Source organism: Scleromatobacter humisilvae, assembly GCF_023231945.1.
Lineage (GTDB): Bacteria > Pseudomonadota > Gammaproteobacteria > Burkholderiales > Burkholderiaceae_C > Scleromatobacter > Scleromatobacter humisilvae.
In genome coordinates, this window is sequence record NZ_JAJLJH010000007.1 from 175,586 (window position 1) to 199,444 (window position 23,859).

Annotated in this window: 26 protein-coding genes; 15 read left to right on the top strand and 11 right to left on the bottom strand. The window is 70.9% G+C overall.

Annotation, left to right across the window (positions count from 1 at the left end):
• Window positions 1-77 precede the first annotated feature (77 nt).
• Both LPC04_RS20900 and LPC04_RS20905 read right to left on the bottom strand, forming a co-directional pair.
• Window positions 78-824: a LytR/AlgR family response regulator transcription factor gene (locus LPC04_RS20900; RefSeq protein ID WP_275684222.1), complete on the bottom strand. Its 747-nt coding sequence runs from the start codon at window positions 822-824 to the stop codon at window positions 78-80.
• Window positions 821-1,894 (bottom strand): sensor histidine kinase, encoded by a 1,074-nt coding sequence (locus LPC04_RS20905; protein ID WP_275684223.1) that lies wholly within the window; start codon window positions 1,892-1,894, stop codon window positions 821-823. The genes LPC04_RS20900 and LPC04_RS20905 overlap by 4 nt, the downstream gene beginning before the upstream one ends.
• 52 nt (window positions 1,895-1,946) lie before the next feature.
• On the opposite strand from LPC04_RS20905, the gene LPC04_RS20910 reads away from it, so the two are divergent.
• The 11 genes from LPC04_RS20910 to LPC04_RS20960 all read left to right on the top strand — a co-directional run bounded on the left by LPC04_RS20910 (window position 1,947) and on the right by LPC04_RS20960 (window position 9,090).
• Entirely contained in the window at window positions 1,947-2,573 is a 627-nt protein-coding gene (locus tag LPC04_RS20910) for a lysophospholipid acyltransferase family protein (RefSeq protein WP_275684224.1), read from the top strand.
• A gap of 58 nt (window positions 2,574-2,631) precedes the next feature.
• Window positions 2,632-3,606, top strand: a complete 975-nt coding sequence (locus LPC04_RS20915) for a phosphatidate cytidylyltransferase (RefSeq protein WP_275684225.1) — start codon at window positions 2,632-2,634, stop codon at window positions 3,604-3,606.
• The gene (ruvC, locus tag LPC04_RS20920; protein WP_275684296.1) at window positions 3,606-4,154 is read left to right on the top strand and encodes a crossover junction endodeoxyribonuclease RuvC; all 549 of its coding nucleotides are present in this window, start codon (window positions 3,606-3,608) and stop codon (window positions 4,152-4,154) included. Before LPC04_RS20915 ends, ruvC begins: the two co-directional genes overlap by 1 nt.
• A gap of 29 nt (window positions 4,155-4,183) precedes the next feature.
• Window positions 4,184-4,648 carry a hypothetical protein gene (locus tag LPC04_RS20925; RefSeq protein WP_275684226.1) on the top strand — a complete coding sequence of 155 codons (465 nt, stop codon included), beginning with the start codon at window positions 4,184-4,186 and terminating at the stop codon, window positions 4,646-4,648.
• Window positions 4,645-5,007, top strand: a complete 363-nt coding sequence (locus LPC04_RS20930) for a hypothetical protein (protein WP_275684227.1) — start codon at window positions 4,645-4,647, stop codon at window positions 5,005-5,007. The genes LPC04_RS20925 and LPC04_RS20930 overlap by 4 nt, the downstream gene beginning before the upstream one ends.
• A gap of 50 nt (window positions 5,008-5,057) precedes the next feature.
• Window positions 5,058-5,984 (top strand): DUF3667 domain-containing protein, encoded by a 927-nt coding sequence (locus LPC04_RS20935; protein ID WP_275684228.1) that lies wholly within the window; start codon window positions 5,058-5,060, stop codon window positions 5,982-5,984.
• 73 nt (window positions 5,985-6,057) lie between these two features.
• A complete protein-coding gene (locus LPC04_RS20940; protein WP_275684229.1) occupies window positions 6,058-6,390 on the top strand; it encodes an ArsR/SmtB family transcription factor in 333 nt (110 codons plus the stop codon).
• 10 nt (window positions 6,391-6,400) lie between these two features.
• The gene (locus tag LPC04_RS20945) at window positions 6,401-6,616 is read left to right on the top strand and encodes a hypothetical protein (protein ID WP_275684230.1); all 216 of its coding nucleotides are present in this window, start codon (window positions 6,401-6,403) and stop codon (window positions 6,614-6,616) included.
• On the top strand, window positions 6,613-7,050 hold the full coding sequence (locus tag LPC04_RS20950) for a hypothetical protein (protein ID WP_275684231.1): 438 nt from the start codon (window positions 6,613-6,615) through the stop codon (window positions 7,048-7,050). The genes LPC04_RS20945 and LPC04_RS20950 overlap by 4 nt, the downstream gene beginning before the upstream one ends.
• Window positions 7,047-7,766 carry a DUF4386 domain-containing protein gene (locus LPC04_RS20955; protein WP_275684232.1) on the top strand — a complete coding sequence of 240 codons (720 nt, stop codon included), beginning with the start codon at window positions 7,047-7,049 and terminating at the stop codon, window positions 7,764-7,766. The genes LPC04_RS20950 and LPC04_RS20955 overlap by 4 nt, the downstream gene beginning before the upstream one ends.
• 199 nt (window positions 7,767-7,965) lie before the next feature.
• Window positions 7,966-9,090 (top strand): TIGR03118 family protein, encoded by a 1,125-nt coding sequence (locus LPC04_RS20960; protein WP_275684233.1) that lies wholly within the window; start codon window positions 7,966-7,968, stop codon window positions 9,088-9,090.
• 16 nt (window positions 9,091-9,106) lie between these two features.
• Here the strand turns inward: LPC04_RS20960 and LPC04_RS20965 are convergent, their stop codons facing one another.
• The 5 genes from LPC04_RS20965 to lpxC form a co-directional block, all read right to left on the bottom strand.
• Entirely contained in the window at window positions 9,107-10,504 is a 1,398-nt protein-coding gene (locus tag LPC04_RS20965; RefSeq protein WP_275684234.1) for an efflux transporter outer membrane subunit, read from the bottom strand.
• A gap of 4 nt (window positions 10,505-10,508) precedes the next feature.
• Window positions 10,509-13,658, bottom strand: coding sequence for an efflux RND transporter permease subunit (locus LPC04_RS20970; protein ID WP_275684235.1), 3,150 nt, complete (start codon window positions 13,656-13,658; stop codon window positions 10,509-10,511).
• Window positions 13,659-13,671: 13 nt separating this feature from the next.
• A complete protein-coding gene (locus tag LPC04_RS20975) occupies window positions 13,672-14,868 on the bottom strand; it encodes an efflux RND transporter periplasmic adaptor subunit (RefSeq protein ID WP_275684236.1) in 1,197 nt (398 codons plus the stop codon).
• A gap of 225 nt (window positions 14,869-15,093) precedes the next feature.
• Entirely contained in the window at window positions 15,094-15,555 is a 462-nt protein-coding gene (locus LPC04_RS20980) for a hypothetical protein (protein ID WP_275684237.1), read from the bottom strand.
• A gap of 68 nt (window positions 15,556-15,623) precedes the next feature.
• Window positions 15,624-16,559 (bottom strand): UDP-3-O-acyl-N-acetylglucosamine deacetylase, encoded by a 936-nt coding sequence (lpxC, locus tag LPC04_RS20985; RefSeq protein WP_275684238.1) that lies wholly within the window; start codon window positions 16,557-16,559, stop codon window positions 15,624-15,626.
• Window positions 16,560-16,748: 189 nt separating this feature from the next.
• Here lpxC and LPC04_RS20990 point away from each other — a divergent pair, with 189 nt between their 5' ends.
• On the top strand, window positions 16,749-17,879 hold the full coding sequence (locus LPC04_RS20990) for a serine hydrolase domain-containing protein (RefSeq protein ID WP_275684239.1): 1,131 nt from the start codon (window positions 16,749-16,751) through the stop codon (window positions 17,877-17,879).
• Here LPC04_RS20990 and LPC04_RS20995 read toward each other — a convergent pair whose 3' ends face one another.
• Together LPC04_RS20995 and LPC04_RS21000 are read right to left on the bottom strand one after the other, a co-directional pair.
• On the bottom strand, window positions 17,880-18,722 hold the full coding sequence (locus LPC04_RS20995; RefSeq protein ID WP_275684240.1) for a sterol desaturase family protein: 843 nt from the start codon (window positions 18,720-18,722) through the stop codon (window positions 17,880-17,882).
• Window positions 18,723-18,744: 22 nt separating this feature from the next.
• Window positions 18,745-19,077 (bottom strand): hypothetical protein, encoded by a 333-nt coding sequence (locus LPC04_RS21000; protein ID WP_275684241.1) that lies wholly within the window; start codon window positions 19,075-19,077, stop codon window positions 18,745-18,747.
• A 154-nt stretch (window positions 19,078-19,231) separates the two neighbouring features.
• Here LPC04_RS21000 and LPC04_RS21005 point away from each other — a divergent pair, with 154 nt between their 5' ends.
• The 3 genes from LPC04_RS21005 to LPC04_RS21015 all read left to right on the top strand — a co-directional run bounded on the left by LPC04_RS21005 (window position 19,232) and on the right by LPC04_RS21015 (window position 22,408).
• Window positions 19,232-19,924, top strand: coding sequence for a response regulator transcription factor (locus tag LPC04_RS21005; RefSeq protein ID WP_275684242.1), 693 nt, complete (start codon window positions 19,232-19,234; stop codon window positions 19,922-19,924).
• A 2-nt stretch (window positions 19,925-19,926) separates the two neighbouring features.
• The gene (locus LPC04_RS21010) at window positions 19,927-21,207 is read left to right on the top strand and encodes an ATP-binding protein (protein ID WP_275684243.1); all 1,281 of its coding nucleotides are present in this window, start codon (window positions 19,927-19,929) and stop codon (window positions 21,205-21,207) included.
• Window positions 21,208-21,355: 148 nt separating this feature from the next.
• Complete coding sequence (locus LPC04_RS21015) at window positions 21,356-22,408, top strand: hypothetical protein (RefSeq protein ID WP_275684244.1); 1,053 nt, start codon at window positions 21,356-21,358, stop codon at window positions 22,406-22,408.
• A 1-nt stretch (window position 22,409) separates the two neighbouring features.
• Here the strand turns inward: LPC04_RS21015 and LPC04_RS21020 are convergent, their stop codons facing one another.
• Both LPC04_RS21020 and LPC04_RS21025 read right to left on the bottom strand, forming a co-directional pair.
• Complete coding sequence (locus LPC04_RS21020; protein WP_275684245.1) at window positions 22,410-23,072, bottom strand: hypothetical protein; 663 nt, start codon at window positions 23,070-23,072, stop codon at window positions 22,410-22,412.
• 16 nt (window positions 23,073-23,088) lie between these two features.
• Complete coding sequence (locus tag LPC04_RS21025; protein ID WP_275684246.1) at window positions 23,089-23,841, bottom strand: site-2 protease family protein; 753 nt, start codon at window positions 23,839-23,841, stop codon at window positions 23,089-23,091.
• Window positions 23,842-23,859: the final 18 nt, after the last annotated feature.

A 23,859-nucleotide genomic window follows, 5' to 3' on the forward strand; every position in this document is an offset into this window, starting at 1 on the left:
GCCATCGTGTCCGCGGCCGGCGCGGCGCGCGAGCGGTTTGGGGCGAGCCGCACCTCGCGCGGGGCGAGCGGCGCGCTTCAGCGCTTCAGCGCCGCGAGCCACTCGTCGCGATAGCGGCGCGACAGCCGGATCGTCCGTCCCGACGCGAGCCGCAGCTGCGCGTCGCCGCTGCCCAACGGCTCCAGCGCGAGCACGCGCGCAGGCTGGACGGCGCACGAGCGATGCACGCGCACGAAGCGGCGGGCCGCGGGGTGCGCGAGGAAGGCCGCGAGCGTGGTGCGATCGAGCCAGGTGGCCGTCGCGGACTGCAGCTCGATGTAGTTGTCGGCCGCGCTGACGCATTCGATGTCGGCCAGCGGCACCCGCCGCATCTCGCCGCGGTCGGCGACAAGCCAGTGGTCGGCGACCGGCTGCAGCGTGTGCAGGGCGGTCGTCAGGCGCTGGCGTTGTTGCGCGCGCTCGGGCGGCGCGAGGCGCTCGCGCAGGCGTGCGACGCACGCGGCCAGGCGCTCGCGCGTGAACGGCTTGAGGAGATAGTCGACGGCGTTCAGCTCGAAAGCCTGCACGGCGTACTCGTCGTAGGCGGTCGTGAATGCGACGAGCACGTGCGGCGGCAGCGCGGCGGCGACCTCCAGGCCGCTGCGTCCGGGCATCTGGATGTCCAGCAGCACCGCGTCGACGGCCTCGGGCTGCGCCTGCACGACCGCCAGCGCCGCGGCGCCGTCGGCGGCCTCGGCGACGATGCGCACGCCGGCATCGTCGGCCAGGAAGCGGCGCAGCTTGGAGAGCGCCGGGGCCTCGTCGTCGACCAGCAGCAGGTTCATGCGGGCGCCCTCGCGCGCGCGGGCAGCGTGACGCGCACGCGCGTGCGGCCGTCCTCGCGTTGCAGCGCGATACCCGCGGCGTCGCCGTGCAGCGTCGCGAGGCGGGCGCGGGCGTTGGCCAGGCCGGTGCCGCCGGATTGCTCGGTCAGCGGAGCGTCGCCGGTGTCGACGATGTCGATGCGCAACTGGCCGTCGACCACGTCGGCCGAGACCGCCACGTCCGCACCCGCCGTGCTGCGCGCCACGCCGTGCTTGACGGCGTTCTCGACCGGCGCCATCAGCAGCAGCGTCGGGACGATGCAGCGCGCGGCGGCCTCGGAGATCTCGATGCGCGAGCGCAGCCGCTCGCCGAAGCGCTGCCGCATGATCGACAGGAACGGTTCGACCCAGCGCATCTCCTGCGCCAGCGTGTGCTCGGCGACGTTGGCCGCGCTGATGGACTGGCGCAGCAGGTCGGCCAGCTCGGCGAGGATGCGGTCGGCGCGCTCGACGTCCTCGTGCATCACCGACGAGATCAGGTTGAGCGTGTTGAACAGGAAGTGCGGCTGGATCTGCTCCTGCAGCCGCGCGAGCCGCGCCTCCGCCAGGTGCGCGTTGAGGCGCTCGACCTCCGCGGCCTGGCGCTGCTCGCGCCGGAACGATCGCCAGCCCATCGACAGGCCCAGCACCAGCGTGTACGTGACGACGTCCTTGGCGCTCTCGTAGCCGAGCACCGAATCGAGGCTGCCGGGGTCGTAGTGGAGGCCGGCCAGCGCATAGACCGCATACCGGATGCCGTACATGAGCGCCGAGTGCGCCGCCGAGAACACCACCAACCCGGCGAGGTAGGCCGCGATGCGTGCGGCCATGCCCACGTGCCGCGAGAGCAGGGCGTCGTTGAGGCGGTAGACCGCGAGCGCGAGGATGCCGGCGGTCACGCTGCCCGATATCTCCCAGAGGAAGGGCTCCCACGGATACGGGCCGCCGCCGCGCACGTAGTGCTGCCACTCCGCGAGCGAGAAGAACAGGCCGACGCCCAGCCAGAAGGCGGCGTAGGCCAGCCAGGGCAGCAGGCGCGAGGCGGATCTCATGCCCGTATTTGACGACGGAATCGGCCCGCGCAGTCCATCTACACTGGCGCCCATGAACAAAGCCGACGCAATGGGCTTCGTGCTGGCGGCCGTCGCGCGGCTGATCACCGGCGCGCAAGGCCACTGGAAGGGCGTCCCGCCGAAGGCGGAACAGCGCATCTATTTCGCCAACCACCAGAGCCATCTCGACTGGGTGCTCGTCTGGGCCACGCTTCCCGCCGACCTGCGCGCGCAGACCCGCCCGATCGCCGCCGCCGACTACTGGACGAAGACGCCCCTGAAGCACTGGATCACGCGCGAGGTGTTCCGCGCGGTGTACGTGGATCGCGAGCGCAAGGAGGGCGGCGGCGATCCGCTCGCGCCGCTGATCGCCGCGCTCGAACAGGGCGACTCGCTGGTGATCTTCCCGGAAGGCACGCGCGGCAACACCGGGATGCCGCAGGACTTCAAGAGCGGCATCTTCCGGCTCGCGCGGCAGTTCCCCGGCGTGCAGCTGATCCCGTGCTGGATCGACAACGTGCAGCGCGTGATGCCCAAGGGCGAAGTGGTGCCGGTGCCCATCCTGTGCACCGTCACGTTCGGCGCGCCGTGCAACCTCGCGGCCGACGAACCGAAGGCCACGTTCCTGAAGCGCGCGCGCGACGCCGTGATCGCGCTGAAGCCGGGCGGTGCCGCATGAGCGACGCACGGCCGCCCGAAGGCGATCGCCCCGCAGCCGCAAGGCGGAGGGCATTCCGATGAAGTACCTGCAATCGCTCACCGCGACTCAGCAGATCGGCCTGCTGTTCCTGATCCTGTTCGGCGGGCTGCTGCTGGTGTCCGCCGGCGCGGTCTTCGTCGCGATGCGCGACAAGTCCGAGCAGAACGACCACGGCCTGACGAAGTTCGCCGCCGACCTGCGCGCCACGTGGGTCGGCGCGCTCGTGTTCTGGCTCGCATGGGTGTCGGGCGCGGCCGGCGCGACGATCCTGTTCGCGCTGTTCTCGTTCCTGGCACTGCGCGAATTCGTCACGCTCATGCAGACACGACGCGCCGACCACCGCAGCCTGCTGCTGGCGTTCTTCGTCGTGCTGCCGGTGCAGTACGTGCTCGCGGGCAGCCGCAGTTTCGACCTGTTCACGGTGTTCATCCCGGTCTACGTGTTCCTCGCGATTCCCGTGCTGAGCGCGCTCGGCGGCGATCCGCTGCGCTTCCTGGAGCGCAACGCGAAGATCCAGTGGGGCGTGATGGTGTGCGTGTTCGGCCTGTCGCACGCGCCGGCGCTGCTGCTGCTGGACTTCCCGCGCGCGCACGACCGCGGCGCGTTCCTCGTGTTCTTCCTGGTCGTCGTCACGGTGGCTGCGCAGATGCTGGAGCGCTTCATCAGCGAACACATGCGGCGGCGTCCGGTGGCGAGGCACATCGACCGCGACTTCGGCCTGCGCGCCTGGGCGCTCGCGTGCCTGGGCGCGGCCGTCGTCGGCGGGCTGCTGTTCTGGATCACGCCGTTCAAGCTGCCCCAGGCGATGGTGATGGCGCTGATCGCCGCCGCCGCGGGCACGCTGGGCGAGTTCGTGATGACGGCCCTCAAGCGCGACGCGGGCGTCAACTACTGGGGCAACTCGGGCCAGGTGACGGGCGCGGTCGGGCTGCTCGACCGCGTCGCGCCGCTGTGCTTCGCGGCGCCCGTCTTCTTCCATTCGGTGCGCTGGTACTTCCAGCTCAGGTCATGATCCGCATCCTTGGCATCGACCCCGGACTGCGCACGACGGGCTTCGGCGTGATCGAGTGCGACGGCCCGAAGCTGCACTACGTCGCCAGCGGCACGATCAGCACGACGAAGCACGAGCTCGGCGACCTGCCGGGCCGCATCAAGGTGCTGTTCGAGGGCGTGCGCGAGGTCGTGCAGCGCTACGCGCCGCAGCAGGCCGCGATGGAGATCGTGTTCGTCAACGTCAACCCGCAGAGCACGCTGCTGCTGGGCCAGGCGCGCGGCGCGGCGATGGCGGCGCTCGTGTCGGCCGACCTGCCCGTGTCGGAATACACCGCCGTGCAGATGAAGAAGGGCGTCGTCGGCCACGGCCAGGCGAAGAAGGAACAGGTGCAGGAGATGGTTGCGCGCCTGCTCGCGCTGCCGGGCCTGCCGGGCAAGGACGCCGCCGACGCGCTCGGGCTGGCGATCATGCACGCCCACGCGGGCCACACCATGGCCGCGCTGGCCGCCGCCACCCCCCTGTCTCGCAGGCAGCACGCGCAATACCGCGGCGGTCGTACATACTGACGCCCGGACCCCTTTTTCCCCGAGACCCCATGGCCGACGCAACTCCCTACTTCGGAATCGCCCCCTTCGTGCTGGGCATGAGCCGCGACCTCGTGCGCGCCGCCGCCGGCAAGCCCGACTCGGTCGAGACGTCCAGCGACGACGACGGCGGCGCCGTCGAGACCTGGTTCTACCAGGGCGGTGAGATCGAGCTCGAGTTCGAGGCCGTCCCCGACTCCAAGCTCGAGTCGATCACCGCCTGGTCGGCCGACACCACCGTCAACGGCGTGGCCATCATCGGCTGCGAACTCGCCGACCTCCCGCGCCTGGCGCGAGAGGCCGACATCCACGACCTCGAGTTCACCGACGACTTCGCCGAGTCCGGCCAGTGCTTCCAGAGCGAGCAGCACGGGCTCATGTTCTGGGTCGCCAAGGGCAAGGTCGTCAACCTGACGATCTTCCCGCGCTTCGACGACAGCGGCGAGGAGCCGCAGTGGCCCGCGGGCGACGAATGAGGGCGCTCGCGCTGGCCGCGGCCATCGGCGCGGCGCTCGCCGGATGCACCTTGTGGCCGGTCGCGCCGCCGCAGCTGCCCGCGCCGGTGGCCGTGCACGTCAGCCAGCGAGGCAGCACCGCGGAGCGCGACTTCGCAGCCGACAGCGAAGAGGCACGCCGCCTGAAGGCCTGGGTCGACGCCAATCACGACGGCTGGATGCCGCTGCTGTACACGCCGATGATGGGTGACGCGCTGCATGTCGACGCGGGCAGCCTCCATCTGGAGTTCTACGGCAACACCGTGCTGCTGTCGTTGCCTGAAGGCGGCTTCAACACGAAGTCGGTCGCGCCGTCGGACTACGCGTTCCTGCGCCCCTAGGTGCGTTCCTGCAAGCGCGATCGCGGCCGCATGCATTAAGCTCGCCCGCGATGTCGCATCCACCCGCCCGCACCGATCTCGCCTGCCGCAACTGCGGCGCGCAGGCCCCGTCGAAGTTCTGCCCCGACTGCGGGCAGGAGACGACGCTGCATCCGCCCACGCTGGGCGAGTTCCTGCACGAGTTCGTCGGCCACTACGTGGCGCTCGAGGGCGAGCTGTGGCGCACGCTATGGGTGCTGCTGCGCCGGCCGGGCCGGCTCACGCGCGAATACCTCGACGGCCGCCGCCGCCGCTACGTGCTGCCGCTGCGGCTGTATCTGACGGCCAGCTTCCTGTTCTTCCTCGTCCTCAAGCTGACGGCCGGCAGCCTCGCGCCCGATACGCACGTGCTGGTCGGCCAGCGCCAGGTGACGCTGGCGCAGTTCAAGGCGGAGGCCGCGGCCGAGGCGGCAGCCAAGGCCTCCGGCGCCACGCCGGCCACCCACCATGGTCCGATGGAGCGCGCGCATCCGAACTGCGGCGGCGCCAGCCAGCCGGCCTGCGGCCGCATCGTCGGCATCCTCGATCGCGGCCTCGCGGAATTGCAGGAGCATCCGCAGGAGTCGATGGAGCACATGCGCACCCACTTCCTCGGCTGGGCGCCGTACGCGATCTTCGTGCTGCTGCCGGCCTTCGCGGGCCTCATGCAGCTGGCCTATCTCGGCCGCCGCATGACCTATGGCGAGCACTTCGTGTTCAGCCTGCACCTGCACGCGTTCTGGTTCCTCGCGTTGCTGGTGATCGCGCTGCTGCCCGACAGCGTGTCCGGGATCGTGTGGCTCGCCGTGCCGGCCTACGGCACCTGGGCGATGCGGGAGACCTACGGCGGGCGCTGGCTGCCCACCGTGCTGCGGGCCGTGCTGGTCAGCGTGATCTACGGCGTCGTCCTGGGCGTTGCGCTGCTGGCGCTGGGCACGGCACTGCTCGCGTCCGCCTGAGCCTTCCCTCGGCAATCGCGCATCGGCGCTGATACGTCTTGCTTTCGTTTCACCTGTCAGATATTATTGACACGTGAAATCGAAGAACGCGATTCCTGACGGCGACCGGCTGCTGGCGATGCTGGCGGCGCTCTCCAGTCCGCACCGCCTGCGCATCGTCGCGGCGCTGCAGGCGGGCGGGCGCAACTACGTGAGCCAGATGGCGCGCGAGCTGGGCATCAGCCGGCCGCTGCTGCACCTGCACCTGCAGAAGCTGGAGGACGCCGGCCTCGTCACCAGCCAGCTGGAACTCTCGGCGGACGGCAAGGCGCTCAACTACTTCGAGGTCGTCGATTTCACGATCGAACTCTCGCCGGCCGCCATCGCGCAGGCCGCCGCGTCCCTGACGAACCCCACCGACAACTAGAGGTGTGCCCATGTCCGAAAGCGTCTACTTCCTCACCCTCTGCCTGCCGCTGGGCACGATCCTGATCGTCTTCGGCATGCGCTACTTCGCGCTCGTGCAGCAGGCGCGCGCGCAGGCCGCCGGCAACGTCGACGGCAACGCGGCGCTGCAGACGATCTCCGCGTCGCTGGCCGACATCCAGGCGCGCCTGTCCGCCATCGAGAAGATCCTGAAGGCGGTGGAATGATGCGCGCCGCAACGCCCCTGGCGCCGCACGACGTGCCGACCTGGCGCCTGCACGCGCTGCGCGCGATGTATCTGCTGATCGTCGTCGGGCTGGGCTGCGTCGTCTGGCCCGGCTTCTTCAACCGCACGCATCCGTGGGTGCTGATGAACGGCGTCGTCTCGTGCATGCTGGTGGCGTTCTCGCTGCTGGCGCTGGTGGGCCTGCGACATCCGTTGCGCATGCTGCCGATCCTGCTGTGGGAGCTGACGTGGAAGACCGTGTGGCTGGCCGTCATCGCCGCGCCGCTGGCGCTGCAGGGCCGGATGGACGAGGCGACGATGGGGACGGTCGTCGAGTGTTCGCTGGTGGTGCTGGTCGCGCTGGTCATCCCCTGGCGCCACGTCTTCGAGCACTACGTGCGCGGGCGCGGCGAGCGCTGGAACGGCGCGCGATGAGCGACAACAAGCGCCAGGCGCGCATCGCCGGCCTGCTGTACCTGCTCGTGGCGGTCACCGCGCCCGTCGGGCTGATGGTCGTGCCGGCAAAGCTGGTCATTGCCGGCGACGCCGCGGCCACCGCCGCGCTGATCCACGGCCACGACGCGCTGCTGCGCCTGGGCATGGCCAGCGAGCTGTTCCACCAGGCCGTCGAGGTCTTCATGGTGCTGGTGCTCTACAACCTGTTCAAGCCCGTCAGCAAGGTGCTGGCGCAGCAGATGCTGGTGCTCGGGCTGATCCCGATCCCGATGGTGTTCCTCAACGTGCTGGGCGACGTCGCGGCCGCCACGTTCGCGAGCCCGCCCGCGTACCTCGCGGTGCTGGGCAAGCCGCAGCTCGACGCGCTGGCGCTGCTGCTCATGCACCTGCACGCGCAGGGGCTGCAGCTGGCCGCCGTCTTCTGGGGCCTGTGGCTGCTGCCGTTCGGCCTGCTGGCGATCCGCTGCGGCTTCATCCCGAAGGTGTTCGGCGGGCTGGTGATCGCCTCCGGCCTGGGCTACCTGCTGGGCTCCTTCACCGCACTGATCGCGCCGCAGCTCGCCGACAGCCTGGCCACGCCCGTCTTCGTGCTCGAGCTCGGCGAGCCGATGATGATCCTGTGGCTCGCGCTGGCCGGGGCCACGCGCGGGCAGGCGCCCGCGCGCGCGGGGACGCCGGCGCGCGCGGCGGCGTGACCGCGGCTGTGCCGCCCTGACGGCACGAGCCCCCCAATTCGAAGTCCCCTGCGCGCCGAAATATCGCGCTGTCGCGTTGAACCAAGTCCGCCGCACGCCCACATTCACATGCGGACGGACCCGGCCAGGAACCTCCTTGCGCGGTCGTATCCCGACGGGCCACAGCGTGCGTCCACGCGTATTCCAAACAGGAGATTCCATGAGAACCAATCCAGTCTCGCTCAGTGCCATCGTCCTCGCGATGGGGATGGCCGGGGCCGCCATGCCGGGCCATGCGGTGGAAGTGTCGGTCCGCAACCTGGTGACGGACGACCAGGCCGCCAATCCCGCCCAGATCACCGACCCCGGCCTGGTCAACGCCTGGGGCATCTCGTATTCGTCGACCAGCCCGTTCTGGGTCTCGTCGAACGGCGGCGGCACGTCGACGCTCTACAGGGTCGACCCGGCGACCCAGGCCACCACGAAGGTCGCGCTGACGGTGACGATCCCCGGCGCCGGCAACGTCACCGGCCAGGTCTTCAACGGCGGCGGCGCCAGCCAGTTCAACGGCGACAACTTCCTGTTCGTCAGCGAGGACGGCACCGTCTCCGGCTGGCGCGGCAGTCTCGGCACGACCGCCGAGACGCTCGCCACCACGGCCGGCATCCTGAAGGGCGCGGCGATCGCGTCCGTGGGCGGCAACAACTACCTCTACGCCGCCGACTTCGGAAGGGGTTCGATCGACGTCATCCGGGGCAACGCCGGCGCGGCGCCCCTGACGGGCTCGTTCACCGATGCCGCGCTGCCGTCGGGCTACTCGCCGTTCAACATCCAGGCGCTCGGCGGTTCGCTGTTCGTGACGTATGCAGAGCGTGTGGGCAGCGACACCGACGAGACCGCCGGCGCCGGGCTCGGCGTGGTCGACCGCTACGATCTCCAGGGCAACCTGATCGGACGCGTCGCCACCGGCGGCGCGCTGAACGCGCCGTGGGGCCTGGCGATCGCGCCCAGCTCGTTCGGCGCGCTGGCGGGTTCGCTGCTGGTCGGCAACTTCGGCGACGGCCGCATCAGCGCGTACAACCTGACGACCGATTCGTTCATGGGCCAGCTGGACGGCAGCGACGGCAATCCGCTGTCCATCGACGGGCTCTGGGGCCTGAGCGTGGGCAACGACGGCGGCGCCGGCAGCAGCCAGTCGCTGTATTTCACGGCCGGGCCCAGCGACGAATCGCACGGCCTGTTCGGCGTGATGCAGGCCGTGCCCGAGCCCGGCAGCCTCGCGATGCTCGTCAGCGGCCTGCTGCTGCTGGGACGGGGCTTGACGAGGCGCGCGGGTCGGGCCTGACAGGCCGGCGCGGCGGTCAGGACGCGGGCGCCGCCGCCTCCGTCCAGCCGCCGCCGAGTGCGCGGTAGACGGCGATGCGGTTCTGCAGCAACGCCAGCTTGGCCTGCACCAGCAGCTGCTGCGACGTGAACAGCGAGCGCTGCGCGTCGAGCAGGTCCAGCGAGCTGGCCACGCCGTTGGTGTAGAGCAGGTTGGACAGCTTGAAGCGCTCGGCCTCGGCGTCGGTCTCGGCCTGCTGCGCGGCGAGCTGGTCGACCAGCGTGGCGCGGCCGGCGAGCGCGTCGGCGACGTCGCGGAATGCCGACTGCACGGCCTTCTCGTACTGCGCCGTCGCGATGTCGCGCTGCGCCTCGCTCACGCGCAGGTTGTTGCGGTTGCGGCCGGCGTCGAAGATCGGCAGCGTGACCTGCGGGATGAACGTCCACGCCGAGTGGTCGAACAGGCCGCTCAGCTTCGTGCTGGCCGTGCCGTAGCTGCCGGTGAGCGTGATCGTCGGGAAGAACGCGGCGCGCGCGGCGCCGATGTCGGCATTGGCGGCGATCAGCTGCTGCTCGGCCTGCAGCACGTCGGGCCGCTTGAGCAGCACGTCGGACGACAGGTCGGTGGGCACGTCGGGCAGCGCCATCTTGTCCCACGCCGGCGCGGCCGGCAGCTGCGCCGGCAAGGGCTGGCCGATCAGCAGCACCAGCGCGTCCTCGTCGAGCGCGCGCTGGCGCTTCGCGCTGACATACGCGACGCGGGCCGTCTCGACCAGCGACTTGTTCAGCTGCAGGTCGATGCTGGAGGCGACGCCGTTGTCGAAGCGCAGCTGGTAGAGCTTGAGCGTGTCGGTGCGCGTCCTGAGCGTCTGCTCCGCCACCTCCAGCAGCGCCTGGTCGCCGGCCATCGCGTAGTAGGCGTTGGCCACCGAGGCGATCAGCGAGATCTGCGCCGCCTTGCGCGCCTCGGTCGTGGCCGACAGCTGCGCCAGCGCGGCGTCGGTCAGCGAGCGCACGCGGCCCCACAGGTCGAGCTCGTAGCCGGCGACGGCCAGGCCGACGGTGTCGATGGTCTGGATGCCGGTCTCGCGCGTGTGCGTGCCCTGCACGTTGACGGTGGGGAACTCGCTCGCGCGCGTCAGGCCCACCTGGGCGCGCGCGACCTCGATGTTGAGGACGGAGACGCGCAGGTCGCGGTTGTTGGCCAGCGCGGTCGCGATCAGCTGCGCCAGTCGCGCGTCCTGGAAGTAGGCCTGCCACGGCTGCGCCGCGGGCGCGACGCCGGTGGTGGGCGCCGCCGCCGAGGCGGCCGCGGACGGGAAAGACGCCGCCACGGGCGCGGCGGGGCGCTCGTAGTGCGGGGCCATGGTGCTGCAGGCCGCCAGCAGGCAGGCCGCCGCGGCGATGGCGATCGGTTTGAGCAGGAGAGTCTTCATCGCATCAATGCTTGAACGAGCGCGAGTGCGCGACGTCGAAGTCGTGCTGCCGCTTGCTGCCCTTGAAGAAGCTGCGTACGAGCACGAAGAACAGCGGCACGAACACCACGCCGACGATGGTGGCCGTGGCCATGCCGCCCATCACGCCGGTACCGATCGCGCGCTGGCTGGCCGAGCCGGCGCCGGTCGAGATCGCCAGCGGCAGCACACCCAGCATGAAGGCGAGCGAGGTCATGATGATGGGGCGGAAGCGCAACCGGATCGCCTCGAGCGCCGCCTCAACGACCGGCTTGCCGGTGGCCTGCAGGTCCTTGGCGAACTCGATGATCAGCACCGCGTTCTTCGCCGACAGGCCGATGATGGTGATCAGGCCGACCTTGAAGTAGACGTCGTTGGCGAAGCCGCGCGACCACGCGCCCAGCAGCGCGCCCAGCACGCCGATGGGCACGACCAGCAGCACGGCCATCGGGATCGACCAGCTCTCGTACAGCGCGGCCAGGCACAGGAACACGGCCAGCAGCGAGAATGCGAGCAGGATCGGCGCAGTCGAGCCCGAGAGCTTCTCCTCGCGCGACTGGCCCGTCCACTCGTAGCCGATGCCCGCAGGCAGCTGCGCGGCGAGCTTCTCCATCTCGTCCATCGCCTCGCCGGTGCTGTGGCCGGGCGAGGCGTCGCCGGCGATCCGCATCGCGGGATAGCCGTTGTAGCGGATGCTCTGCACCGGCCCGGTGACCCAGCGCACGCTGGCGAAGGCCGACATCGGCACCGCCTGGCCGTTGGTGTTGATCACGTTGACGCGCAGCAGCTCTTCCGGCTGCATGCGCGATTCCTGGTCGGCCTGCACCACCACGCGCTGCAGGCGGCCGGCGTTGGGGAAGTCGTTGACGTAGTTGGAGCCGAAGCCGGTCGAGATCGCCGAGTTGATGGCGGCGAAGCTCACGCCCTGGCTGGCGGCCTTCTCGCGGTCGATGCTCAGCTCGAGCTGCGACGCGTCCTCGAGGCCGTCGGGCCGGATGCCCGCCAGCAGCGGATCCTTGGACGCCATGCCCAGCAGCTGGTTGCGCGCGGCCAGCAGCGCGTCGTGGCCCAGGCCACCGCGATCCTGCAGGCGGAAGCTGAAGCCGGACGCCGTGCCAAGCTCGGGAATCGGCGGCGGACTGAGCGGGAAGATGAACGCGTCGCGCACCTTGGAGAGCGCGCCGAACGCGCGGCCCGCCAGGGCCTGCGCCGAATGCTGGGCGCCCTTGCGGTCGTCCCAGGGCTTGAGCGGCACGAAGGCCAGCGCCGCGTTCTGCCCCGAGCCCGAGAAGCTGAAGCCCAGCACGGTGACCATGTCCTGCACTTCCGGCTGCGCGAGCATGTAGCCTTCGACCTGCTTCATGACCTCGAGCGTGCGGTTGCGCGTCGCGCCCGGCGGCAGCTGGATGTTGACGATCAGGTAGCCCTGGTCCTCGCCCGGCAGGAACGACGCCGGCAGCTTGAAGAAGAACAGCACCACCGCGCCGACGATGGCCGCGAACGCCACCAGCATCACGCGGCGCCCGACGCGGCTCAGCGCGCGCGTGACCATGTTCTCGTAGCCGTGCGAGACCTTGTCGAAGTTGCGGTTGAACAGGCCGAAGAAGCCGCCCTTGGCGTGATGGTGGCCGGCCTCGACGGGCCTGAGCAGCATGCCGCACAGCGCCGGCGTCAGCGACAGCGCCATGAAGGCCGAGAAGCCGATCGACGCGACCATCACCGACGAGAACTGGCGATAGATGTTGCCCACCGAGCCGGCGAAGAACGCGAGCGGCACGAAGACGGACACCAGCACCACCGTCACGCCGACGATCGCGCCCTGGATCTGGCTCATCGCCTTGCGCGTGGCCTCCAGCGGCGGCAGGCCCTCGGTGCTCATGATGCGCTCGACGTTCTCGACGACCACGATCGCGTCGTCCACCACGATGCCGATCACCAGCACCATGCCGAACATCGTCAGCACGTTGATCGAGTAGCCGAGCGCCAGCAGCACCGCGAACGTGCCCAGCAGCGCGACGGGCACGACGATGGTCGGGATCAGCGTGTAGCGCCAGTCCTGCAGGAACACGAACATCACGATGAACACGAGCACCACGGCCTCGACCAGCGTCTCGACGACCTGGCGGATCGAGATCTTGATGAAGCGCGAGCTGTCGTACGGGATGCTGTACTTCATGCCCTCGGGGAAGTACTTCGACAGCTGCCCCATCCGCACCTTGATCGCCTCGGCCGTGGCCAGCGCATTGCCGGTGGGCGACAGCTGCACGCCGATGCCGGTCGACGGATGGCCGTTCAGGCGCGCCGAGGTCGCATAGGTCTGCGCGCCGAGCTCGAGGCGCGCGACGTCGCGCAGCCGCACCGACGAGCCGTCCGGATTGGCGCGCAGCACGATCGCGCCGAACTGCTCGATGGACGTCAGCTGGCCCTGCACGACCACCGTGGCGGTGATGCCCTGCTGCAGCACGTTGGGGATGTCGCCGAGCGAACCCGCCGAGACCTGGGCGTTCTGCTGCGCGATGGCCGTGTTGACCGTGTCCATCGACATCTTGTAGCCGACCAGCTTGGCCGGATCGACCCACACGCGCATCGCGCGTTCGGTGCCGAACAGCTGCGCCTGGCCGACGCCCGGGATGCGCTGGATTTCCGGCAGCACGTTGCGCGACGCGTAGTCGCCGAGCGCGATCGGGTCGTAGGCCGGGTTGTCGGAGGACAGGATCGTGAACAGCAGGAAGTTCGAGCGCGCCTTGTCGACGCGCACGCCCTGCTGCGTCACCGCCGACGGCAGCCGCGGCGCGGCGCGCGACAGGCGGTTCTGCACGTCGACCTGCGCGAGGTCGGGGCTCGTGCCCGGCTCGAAGCTGATCGTGATGGTGCCGGTGCCGTTGGACTGGCTGACCGACTCCATGTAGATCATGCCCGGCGAGCCGTTCATTTCCTGCTCGATGACGCTGATGACCGCCTCGTCCATCGTCTTGGCCGACGCGCCCGGGTAGGTGGCGGTCAGGACGATGGTGGGCGGGGCGACCGGCGGGTACTGCGCGATCGGCAGCTGCGTGATCGCCACCGCGCCGAAGACGAGGAAGAACAGCGCGAGGACGATCGCGAAGATCGGACGTTCGATGAAGAACTTGGCCATGGAATGCGTCCGGTCAGCGGCTGGCCGCCGAAGCGGCGACCGGCGCGGCCGTCGTCGGCGCGCTCGGGGTCCACGGCACCGGCTTGACGCTGCCGCCCGGGCGGATCTTCTGGAAGCCGTCGACCACCACCAGTTCGCCCGGCTTCAGGCCGTCCAGCACGATCCAGTTGCCGTTCTCGGTGCCGCCGAGCTTGACGACGCGCACGGACGGCTTGCCGTCGGCGCCGACCACCAGCACGGTGTCGTTCTGCGTCGTGCGCTGCACGGCCTGCTGCGGCAGCAGCACGGCCGACGAGACCTGCTGCTGCGCGATGCGGCCGCGCACGTACATGCCGGGCATCAGCGCGCCGTCGGGATTGGGCACCTTGGCGCGCACGTTGACCTGGCCCGAGGTCTGGTCGACGCTGAGGTCGGAGAACAGCAGCTTGCCGGCCTGCGGCATCTCGGTGCCGTCGTCGAGCGCGATGCGCACGGGAATCGTCACGCCGAGCGCCTTGGCCGAGCCGCTGGCAAACGCCTTGCGCAGCTTGACGATGTCCGAGACCGGCTGCGCGAAGTTCACGTAGACCTGGTCGACCTGCTGGATCAGCGCCATCTGCGTGGCCTCGGTGGACGTGACCAGCGCGCCCTCGGTGACCAGCGCCTGGCCGATGCGGCCGCTGATGGGCGCGGTGACGGTGGCGTAGTCGAGGTTCAGCTGCGCCGTCTGCACCGCGGCCTTGGCGGAGGCGACGTCGGCCGAGGCCTGCGCGGCCGACGACGTCGCGTTGACGAAGTCCTGCTGGCTGATGGCGTTGGCCTCGCGCAGCGGCTTGTAGCGATTGAGCAGGCCGGTGGCCTGCAGCTCGTTGGCCTGGGCCTTGGCGAGCGCGGCCCTGGCGCTGTCGATGGCGGCCTTGTAGGGCGCCGGGTCGATCTGGAACAGCACCTGGCCTTCCTTGACGTCGGTGCCCTCGACGAACAGGCGCTTCTGCACGATGCCGGTCACGCGCGCGCGCACCTGCGCGACGCGCAGGGCCTCGACGCGGCCGGGCAGCTCGGTGGGCACGTCCAGCGTCTTTGGCGCCACGGTGACGACGCCCACTTCCGGCGCCGGCGGCGGGCCGGACGGCGGCGCCTTGTCGCCGCACGCCGCCAGCGTGAGCGCGGCGGCGAGGACGGCGGCGGCGTGAGGCAGGCGCGAGGCGCGGTGGGCCAGGAAATGAGGCATGCGGCTTTTCTCTTCGAAGCGTTGGGCGGCGGGAGCCCGCCAGTGAATGCGGATGGCGCGGAGGCCGCGGCGCACGCGAGGCGTGGTGCGGGCAGGTCGGCGCGCGAGTGGCGGCGCGACTCGGGCAGGCGGCATCCGGGCGCACGGGTGCCGCTCGCGATCCCGAGCGGCAAAATGATAAGCTAGTTTACGTTATCCCGCGGCGTGCTCGGGATTGCGCGCGGTTCAGAAGCGCTTGAACGCGCGCAGCGCCGTTCGGTACAGCGCGAAGTGCCAGCCCCGCAGCCAGGCGTCCAGCCTCGCCCGCATCGGCGCCTCGACACGCTCGCTGGCCTCGAGCACCTCGTGCCAGCGCCCCGCGCGCCGCAGCTCGACCGCGCGCTTCGGCCCGGGGATCGCGGCGCGGCCGGCCACGCCGATGCGCTCGGCACAGATGGCGCGCAGCACGCCCGACAGCGTCGCGAAGCCGGTGGTGTGGCACGGCGCGGCGGCGCTGTCGCCGGTGCGCGGGAAGTGGATCAGCGCGAAAGCCCGGCGGTCGACGACCAGGTAGCCGGCGTCCAGCCGCACCGCCGGCTCGACGTGCGCGCGCGCATCGACCACCAGCGGCAGGTTCACCACGCGCAGGCCGGTGGCCTTCAGGCAGGACTGCAGACAGCGGCGGACGATGAAGGAGCGCAGGGACATGGCGCCGGGCGGCGTGGCGACGGAAGCCCGATTCTCGCCTGCGGCCGGCCGCGGCCGGTCTCCGCTTGTTACCAGGCCGGCGCGAGCTCCGCGAAACCGGCCGGCGCCTTGCGCTCGTCGTCGAAGGTGACCGTCTCGTAGGCGGTCGGATCGGCCAGCAGCGTGCGCAGCAGCTGGTTGTTCAACGCGTGGCCGCTCTTGTAGGCGGTGTAGCTCGCCAGCAGCGGGTGGCCGACGACGAACAGGTCGCCGATGGCGTCGAGGATCTTGTGCTTGACGAACTCGTCGTCGTAGCGCAGCCCGTCGGCGTTGAGCACGCGCGAGTCGTCGACGACGATCGCGTTGTCCATGCTGCCGCCCATCGTCAGGCCGCGCGAGCGCATCAGGTCGAGGTCCTTCGTGAAGCCGAAGGTGCGGGCACGCGCGATGTCGCTCTTGTACTTGCCGCTGCCCATCTCGAAGCTCACCTGCTGGCCGGTCGCGTCGACCGCCGGGTGGTTGAACTCGATCTCGAAGGTGAGCTTGTAGCCGTGGTACGGCTCCAGCCGCGCCCACGCCAGCGAGGCGCCCTCGCCGCGGCGCACCTCGACGGGCTTGAGCACCTTCAGGAAGCGCTTGGGCGCGTCCTGCAGCACGATGCCCGCGCTCTGCAGCAGGAACACGAAGCTGGCCGACGAGCCGTCGAGGATGGGCACCTCGTCGGCGGTCATGTCGATGACGAGGTTGTCGATGCCCAGGCCGGCGCAGGCCGACATCAGGTGCTCGATCGTCTGCACCTTCGGGCCGCCCGGGTCGCCGCCGGACGAGATGGTCGAGTTCATCCGCGTGTCGGACACCGAGCCCGCGTTGGCGGGGATGTCCACCGGCTGCGGCAGGTCGACGCGGCGGAACACGATGCCGGTGTCGGGCGCCGCGGGACGCAGCGTCATCTCCACCTTCTGGCCGCTGTGCAGGCCCACGCCGACGGCGCGGGTGATGGACTTGAGCGTGCGTTGCTGGAGCATCGGGCGATTGTAAGGACTGCGATGCGCCCCTTCGGCGCGATGGGCCAACAGTCCGTTCATCGCGGCCATGCAGAAAATCAATCGGAGCCGCGCGAACCGCCGCGGCATGACTTCCGGCACATGCGCCGGCCGGGCCGCGCCCGCACCATGGGACCGTCCCACCAGCGCCGCGAGGCCCGGATCCCCATGATGCCTTCACGCCGCAGTCTCCCGTCCATCGTCGCAGCCGGTCTCCTCGCCCTGTTGGCGGCCTGCGGCGGCAACGACAACGACGGGGTCAACATCGGCCCCGGGGCCAGGACCGAGGTGACGCCCGACCCGAACGACCAGTGGACGCTCGTGGCACCGGCCAGCGTCGGCATGGACGCCGCCACGCTCATGCACGGGCCGGCATCGGTCCCCGCGAACAGCGGCGTCTCCTCGATGCTGGTGATGCGCCATGGCCAGCCGGTCTTCGAGCAGTACTGGAACGGCTTCGACAAGGACACGCTGCACGACCTGCGCTCCGCCACCAAGAGCATCACCTCGCTGCTGGTGGGCATCGCGATCGACCAGCACGATCTCGGCGGCGTCGACGACACGATCTCCCGCTGGCTCGGCGCCGACTACCCCGGCGCGCCCGTGCTCTCGCGCGGCCTCGTGCTCGAGAACCTGCTGACGATGCGCAGCGGCCTGGCCTGCAACGACTGGGACGGCAACTCGCCCGGCTTCGAGAACACCATGTACGCGCACCAGGACTGGGTCGCGTTCTGGCTGGGCCTGCCGTCCACGAGCCCGCCCGACGCCGTCACCAGCTACTGCACCGGCAACCCGGTGGCGCTGGGCCACATCCTCGCCAACGCGACGCACCAGCCGGTCACCGCCTTCGCGCAGGCCCGGCTGCTCGGCCCGCTGGGCATCACCAGCGCCGTCTGGAACACGTACGACAACGACACGCAGACCGACACCGGCGGCCACATGCACATGCGACCGCGCGACATGGCAAAGATCGGCCAGCTCGCGCTGCAGCGCGGCCAGTGGAACGGCGTGCAGCTGGTGTCCAGCGCCTGGATGGACGTCTCGACGAGCAACATCACCCAGTTCGACAGCGAACCGAACGATGGCTACGGCTACCTGTGGTGGCACGGCAGCGAGTCGTGGCGGGGGCAGACGCTGGACATGTTCTATGCCGACGGCTCCGGCGGCCAATACATCTTCGTGGTGCCGCAACTCGATCTCGTGGCGGTGTTCACGGGCGAGAACTACGCCAACGACGGCCCGCAGCTGCTGCCGTTCACCATTTTGCAGAGCGACATCGTCGCCGCCGTCACCGCGCCTTGATCACGGCGGCCCGAACAACACCTTCAGGCGCGAGCGCGCGCCGCGCGCCGCGAGGAAGGCGCGGCCCATCGCGATCCATTCGTTGAACGCGATGCGGATCGGGTTGTTGCTCAGCACCGGCCTGGTCAGGCCGTAGCGGATCTCGATGTCCGGCCGCAGCGCGACGAAGGTGCCGAACAGGCGGTCGAACACGATCAGCGAGCTGCCGTAGTTGCAGTCCAGGTATTCCGGATTGCTCGCGTGGTGCACGCGGTGGTGCGTCGGCGTGTTGAGCACCCACTCGAGCGGGCCGAGGCGCGGCAGCCAGTCCGCGTGGATCCAGAACTGGTAGAACAGCCCCGCCGCCACCAAGCCGTACACGGCCTGCGGCGCGAAGCCCAGCCACACCAGCGGCGCGAAGAACGCGACCGCGCCGCCGAGGCGCCCGGTCCAGCCCAGGCGGATGGCCGAGGCCAGCATCAGCTGGTTGGACGAGTGGTGCACCGAGTGCGTGGCCCAGAACCAGCGCACGCGGTGCGTGAGCCTGTGGTGCCAGTAGTAGGCGAACTCGACGAGCAGGTACAGGCCCAGCCAGGCCGCGGCGGAATCCATGCGGATGGTCGCGAGCCGGTGCGTCCAGGCGAGCGCCGGCAGCGGCGCCGCGAGCGTCAGCCCCAGCAGGTCGACGCCGCGCCGCACGACGGCGTCGCCCAGCGACGCGGCCACGCCGCGGAAGTCCGTCGGCCGATGCCAGACGTAGCGGCGCAGCAGCGCCTCCGCGATGACGACGAGCAGCAACATCAGTGTCAGGATGCCGAGGGTGCGGCCCAGGTGGTGCGGGCCGGCGAAGAGGAAGTCGGGCATGGCGGCGGCGCGCGGCGGGCGATCAGTGCGTCACGACGATCGTGCCGGTCTGGCCCTGCGGGCCGGTCACCGTGGTGGTCGAGCCGGTGGGCGTGCGCTGGGTGTCGCGCGTGGTCGTCGTTCCGTTGACGTGCGTGATCGTGGCGTCGGCCTGCCCGGGCGTGCGGTTGACCTGGCGCACGCGGGTGCCGCCGTTCGGGCCGGTGGTGGTGTCGGTGACGTGGCCGTCGCCCCGCTGCACGGTGCGCGTGGCGCTGGCGCCGTCGGGGCCGGTGATCGTGGCGTGGCGCGTTCCGGCCTGGGCGGCGCCGGCGGCGAGGACGAGGGCGGCGAGGGCGATGAGGCTTCGGTTCATGGCGGACTCCTTGGAGGTTGACGTCGAGGATGTGCCTTGCAGTGGCCTCCATTCAACGATCGTGCGACCGCGCCGCCGCCCACGCGCCGCGACGAAATGCGACAGCGCTGAAACATCTCGCGCGCGTGCGTGACGCGCCCCTACACTTCGTTCGATGACTTCGAAGCCGCTGATCCTGATCGTCGACGACGATGCCGAGCTCTCGGGCATGGTCGTCGAGCTGCTCCAGCGCGAGGGCTGGGCCACGCATGCGGTGTTGACCGGCGGCGACGGCGAGCGCGACCTCGCCGCCCTGCACCCCGAGCTCGTGCTGCTGGACGTGATGCTGCCCGACGCCAACGGCTACGACCTGTGCCGGCGCTGGCGCGCGCTGCATCCGGGCCTGGGCATCGTGATGCTGACCGCGCGCGGCGACCCGCTCGATCGCGTGCTGGGGCTGGAGATCGGCGCGGACGACTACCTGCCCAAGCCCTTCGAGTCGCGCGAGCTGGTGGCCCGCGTGCGTGCGCTGCTGCGCCGCGCCGCGCCCGGCCGCGCCGAGTCGCCGCTGCTGCGGTTCGAGGGCCTCGTCATCGACCTGCTGCGGCGCGAGGTGCGCGTGGGCGAGCAGGCGCTGGCCTTGACCAGCGTGGAGTTCAAGCTGCTCGTCGCCCTGGCGCGCGCGCCCGGGACGGCGCTCTCGCGCGAGGCGCTCAGCGACGCGGTGCAGGCGGGCAGCTACCGGCCGCAGGACCGCACCGTCGACGTGCAGGTCGCGCGCCTGCGCCGCAAGCTGCAGGAGGTGCGACCGGGCGCCGACTGGATCGACACGGTGCGCGGCGAGGGCTACGTCTTCGTCCCGCGCTGACCGTGGCCGCGCCCACCCTCTTTCGCCGCCTGGTCGTCGCGCAGACGATCGGCTCGCTCGCGCTCGTGCTGGTGTTCGGCGCCGCGTTCTACGCCGAGCGCAATCGCACCGTCGCGCGGCTCACCGCGGAACGCTGGGCGCCCGCGTTGCGCGCGGCGGCGGGCTTCGGCGGCAGCGTGCCGGCGACGCCGACGCCGCTCGAGGTGCGCGTCAGCGAGACCCGCCCCGCCGGCGCCGTCCCGTCGAGCCGCTGGGCGCCGCGCATCGTCACGCTGCGTGCGACGCTGCGCGAGGACGGCGTGCCCGCCGGCGACGTCGTGTTCACGCACGGCGTGCCGCACCCGGTGACCTGGATCGAGGTGGCGGGCCCGGACGGCCGCACGCGCTGGCTGGGCCTGCAGGACGACGTCGTCGAGTCCTACGTCTTCCGGCGATTGTTCATCGCGCTGGCGCTGGGCCTGGCCGTGGTGAGCGCCGCGAGCTGGGCGCTGGCGCGTCGCCTCACGCGGCCGCTCGAGGCCTTGCGGCGCCGCATCGAGTCGCATGACGCCAAGGCCGCGCCAACCATCTCCGCCGACGGCGCGCCCACGCTGGAGATCGCCGCCATCGAGACCGCCTGGGTCGCGCTCGCCGACCGGCTCGCGCGCCAGGAGAGCGAGCGCGCGTTGCTGCTGGGCGGCGTGTCGCACGACCTGCGCAGCCCGCTCTCGCGCATCCGCATGGCCGCGGAGCTGCTGCCCGACACTGCCGAAGTCGCCACGCGCCGCGCCGCCATCGTGCGCAACGTCGACGTGGCCGACCGCCTCATCGCGAGCTTCCTCGACTACGTGCGCGCCACCGAGCTGCCGCTGGCGGCGACGGTGGACATCGCGGCCGTCGCGCGCCAGCTGCTCGAGACGCGCGGCGAGCCCGCGGCCACGCTCGCGCTGGCCGCGCCCGCGCGGCTGGACGTGCCGCGCACGCACGAGCTGCTGCTCGAGCGCCTGCTCGCCAACCTGGTCGACAACGCGATGCGCCATGGCCAGCCGCCGGTGTTGATCCGCCTCGCCGGCGATGGCCGTGACGTCGTCGTCGATGTCGAGGACCACGGCCCCGGCATCGCCCCTGAGGCCCAGGCACGGATGACGCAGGCGTTCGCGCGCGGCGACGCCAGCCGCGCCACGCCGGGCACCGGCCTGGGGCTGGCGATCGTGCAACAGATCGTACGGCGCATGGGCGGCACGCTGTCGTTCGAGCGCGTCGAGGGGGCGCCGTGCGTGCGCGTGCGGCTGCCCGCGCGCTGAGGCGCCGCGCCGATACAGCCTGTTTCAGCGGCATGACAGGCTTGTCGCATAACTTCATGCGCCGTCGGCCGCGGACGGCTCGCCTGGCCCCAGACTGCGCCCAGGGGTCGAAGCCTTCGCCCCGGCCCATTCTTCGAGGACATCGCCCATGACCACGCCATCGCAGACTCCCCGCTTCCCGCTGCAACGCCTCGCCGTGGCCTCCGCCCTCGCCTGCGGCGCGCTGCTGGCCGCCTGCGGCGGCGGCGGCGACACCCCGCCAACGTCGACGCCGACCGGCCTGTCGCAGCCCGACGCCACCGCCGATTCGGCCAACGCCACGTCCACCGGCGAGGGCACGGCGTCGGCGCTCGACTCGGTCATCGACACGACGTCGTCGCTCGCGGCGGCGGTCCAGCAGCCGGCCGCCACGACGACATCGGCGCGGATGCAGGTGCTGTCCGCCAGGCCGTCTTCGAACCCGTCCGATCCGCCATTCACCAACGTCACGGTCGACTGCGCCGGCGGCGGCACGGCCACGCTGAGCATCACCGGCGGCACGCTGGCCAGCGAGGCCAACGGCCAGCTCGACGCGGGCGAGCACTACAGCGTGACGTACGCGCAATGCACGGGCCACGCCGGCTGGGCGCAATTGAACGGCAGCGTCGAGATGGACGTCACCGCGGCCGACCACACGACCTCGCCCGCGACGCTGGCCGTCGGCATCACGGTCACCAACCTCGCGCTGAGCCTGCCGTCCGGCAACGCCACGCTCAACGGCACCGCCACCGCGTCGCGCAGCGTCGCCACCAGCAACGGCACGACCACGACGACCTCGCACGTGACGGTGCCGAGCGCGACGCTGGCCACCGCGTTCAACGCGCGCAGCGGCACGTTCACGCTGTCGGACCTCGATGCGACGCGCACGCTGACCTCCGTGGCGGGCGTCACGAGCGCGTCGACCTACAGCGGCCACCACACGCTGTCGGGCACCGCCAACGGCCGCACGTTCTCGCTCAACGTCTCGACCACCGGCAACGTCAACTACGACGCCACCGGCGCGCTGGTCTCCGGCGCCTGGACGGTGGTCCGGCCCAACGCCACCATCGCGACGACGGTGGCCAACGGCGTCGTGATCATGACCGTGGACGACGGCAACGACGGCACGATCGACCACACGTGGACGTTCAGCGCCGCGCAGCTGAACGCCGCCGCGGGCTAGTTCACAGCCCGAGCATGTCGCGCCGGATGAAGTGGATGCAGCGGTCGACGCGCGCGGCCAGCTCGGTCTTGATCAGCATCGCGTTCTGGTCGGTGAAGTCGGCGTAGGCGGTGCTCTCGTGCTCGCTGCCGTCGGGCGCCTGCAGGCAGCCGCCCTCGGCGATCACCGCCTGCGTCCTCGCGTCGATCAGCCGCGCCCGCGCGACGTAGGTCACCGAGTAGGCGGCGCCGCGCACCGGTACCCGACCCAGGCCCCAGGACACGGTCGCCACCGTCAGCACGTAGCGCGATCCGGCGGGCGCCGCGGCCACGATGGCCTCCGGCTCGTCGTGCGGCGTCGCGCCGCGTGCCGGCAGGATGCTGGCGCCGTGGCGGCCGGCCAGCAGGTCGGCCAGCGTCGTGGCGATGTCGCCGGCCGGGTCGCCGATGTTCGCGGCCTTGCGCAGGTGCTCGCCCTGTGCGGCCATCAGCGGGATGCCCACCGGCCCGAGCGGGACGTCGCGCTCGCGCATCACGCCGAACGTCGAGGGGCCCTGGATCACGATGCCGACCTCCTGGCCGCGCAGGGTCGCGGCCAGCGTGTCGGGCAGCCGGGCAGGCTCGATGGTGGTGCAGCCGGCCAGCAGCGAAGCCAGCACCGCGACGCAGGCGCGCAGGGTCTTCATGGACGATTCCTCGGGATCAGACGTCGCCCGACTCCGTCTGCCGCGTGTCGTAGCGGCTGACGCCGCTCAGCTCGCGCTGCACGTCGTTGACCATGTACGCGAGGAAGGCGATCAGGCCCACATACAGCAGGCCGTATTCCCAGCGCACGCGCGGGCTGACCTCGAAGTAGCGCTGGTTGTCGGGATGGTTCTTGTCGAAGCGCAGCGCGGCCATCACGTGCGGGAAGGCCAGGATCGCGACGAGCAGCAGGATCATGCTGAAGTGGAACCATAGCAGCGCGCCGATGATGGGCACGCCCAGCAGCCAGATGCGCGGCGACAGCACCGCCGTGATGCGTCCGCCGTCCAGCGGCGGCAGCGGGATCATGTTGATCAGGTTGAGCAGGAACCCGGTGTACGACACCGCCAGCAGCCAGTTGGGGCCGTCGTTGCGCCCCAGGAAGTACGCGCCGATCGCGGCCACGGTGCCGATCATCGGGCCGGCCAGCGCGATGTAGGCATCGGTCTCGGCGTCGTGGGGCCGATCCTTCAGCTCGGTCCAGGCGCCGACGAAGGGAATGAACGTCGGCAGGCCGACGGCAAGGCCGCGCTGGCGCGCCGCCATGAAGTGCCCCATCTCGTGAACGAACAGCATCGCCACGATGCCCACCGCATAGCGCCAGCCGAACACGATCGCGTACACGCCGACCGCGATCAGCATCGTGCCGACGGTGCCGAAGAGCTTGCCGAACTTCAGGCCGGCGAGCAGCAGGAGAAAGATGCGGGACATCGTCGCAATCGGAATGAG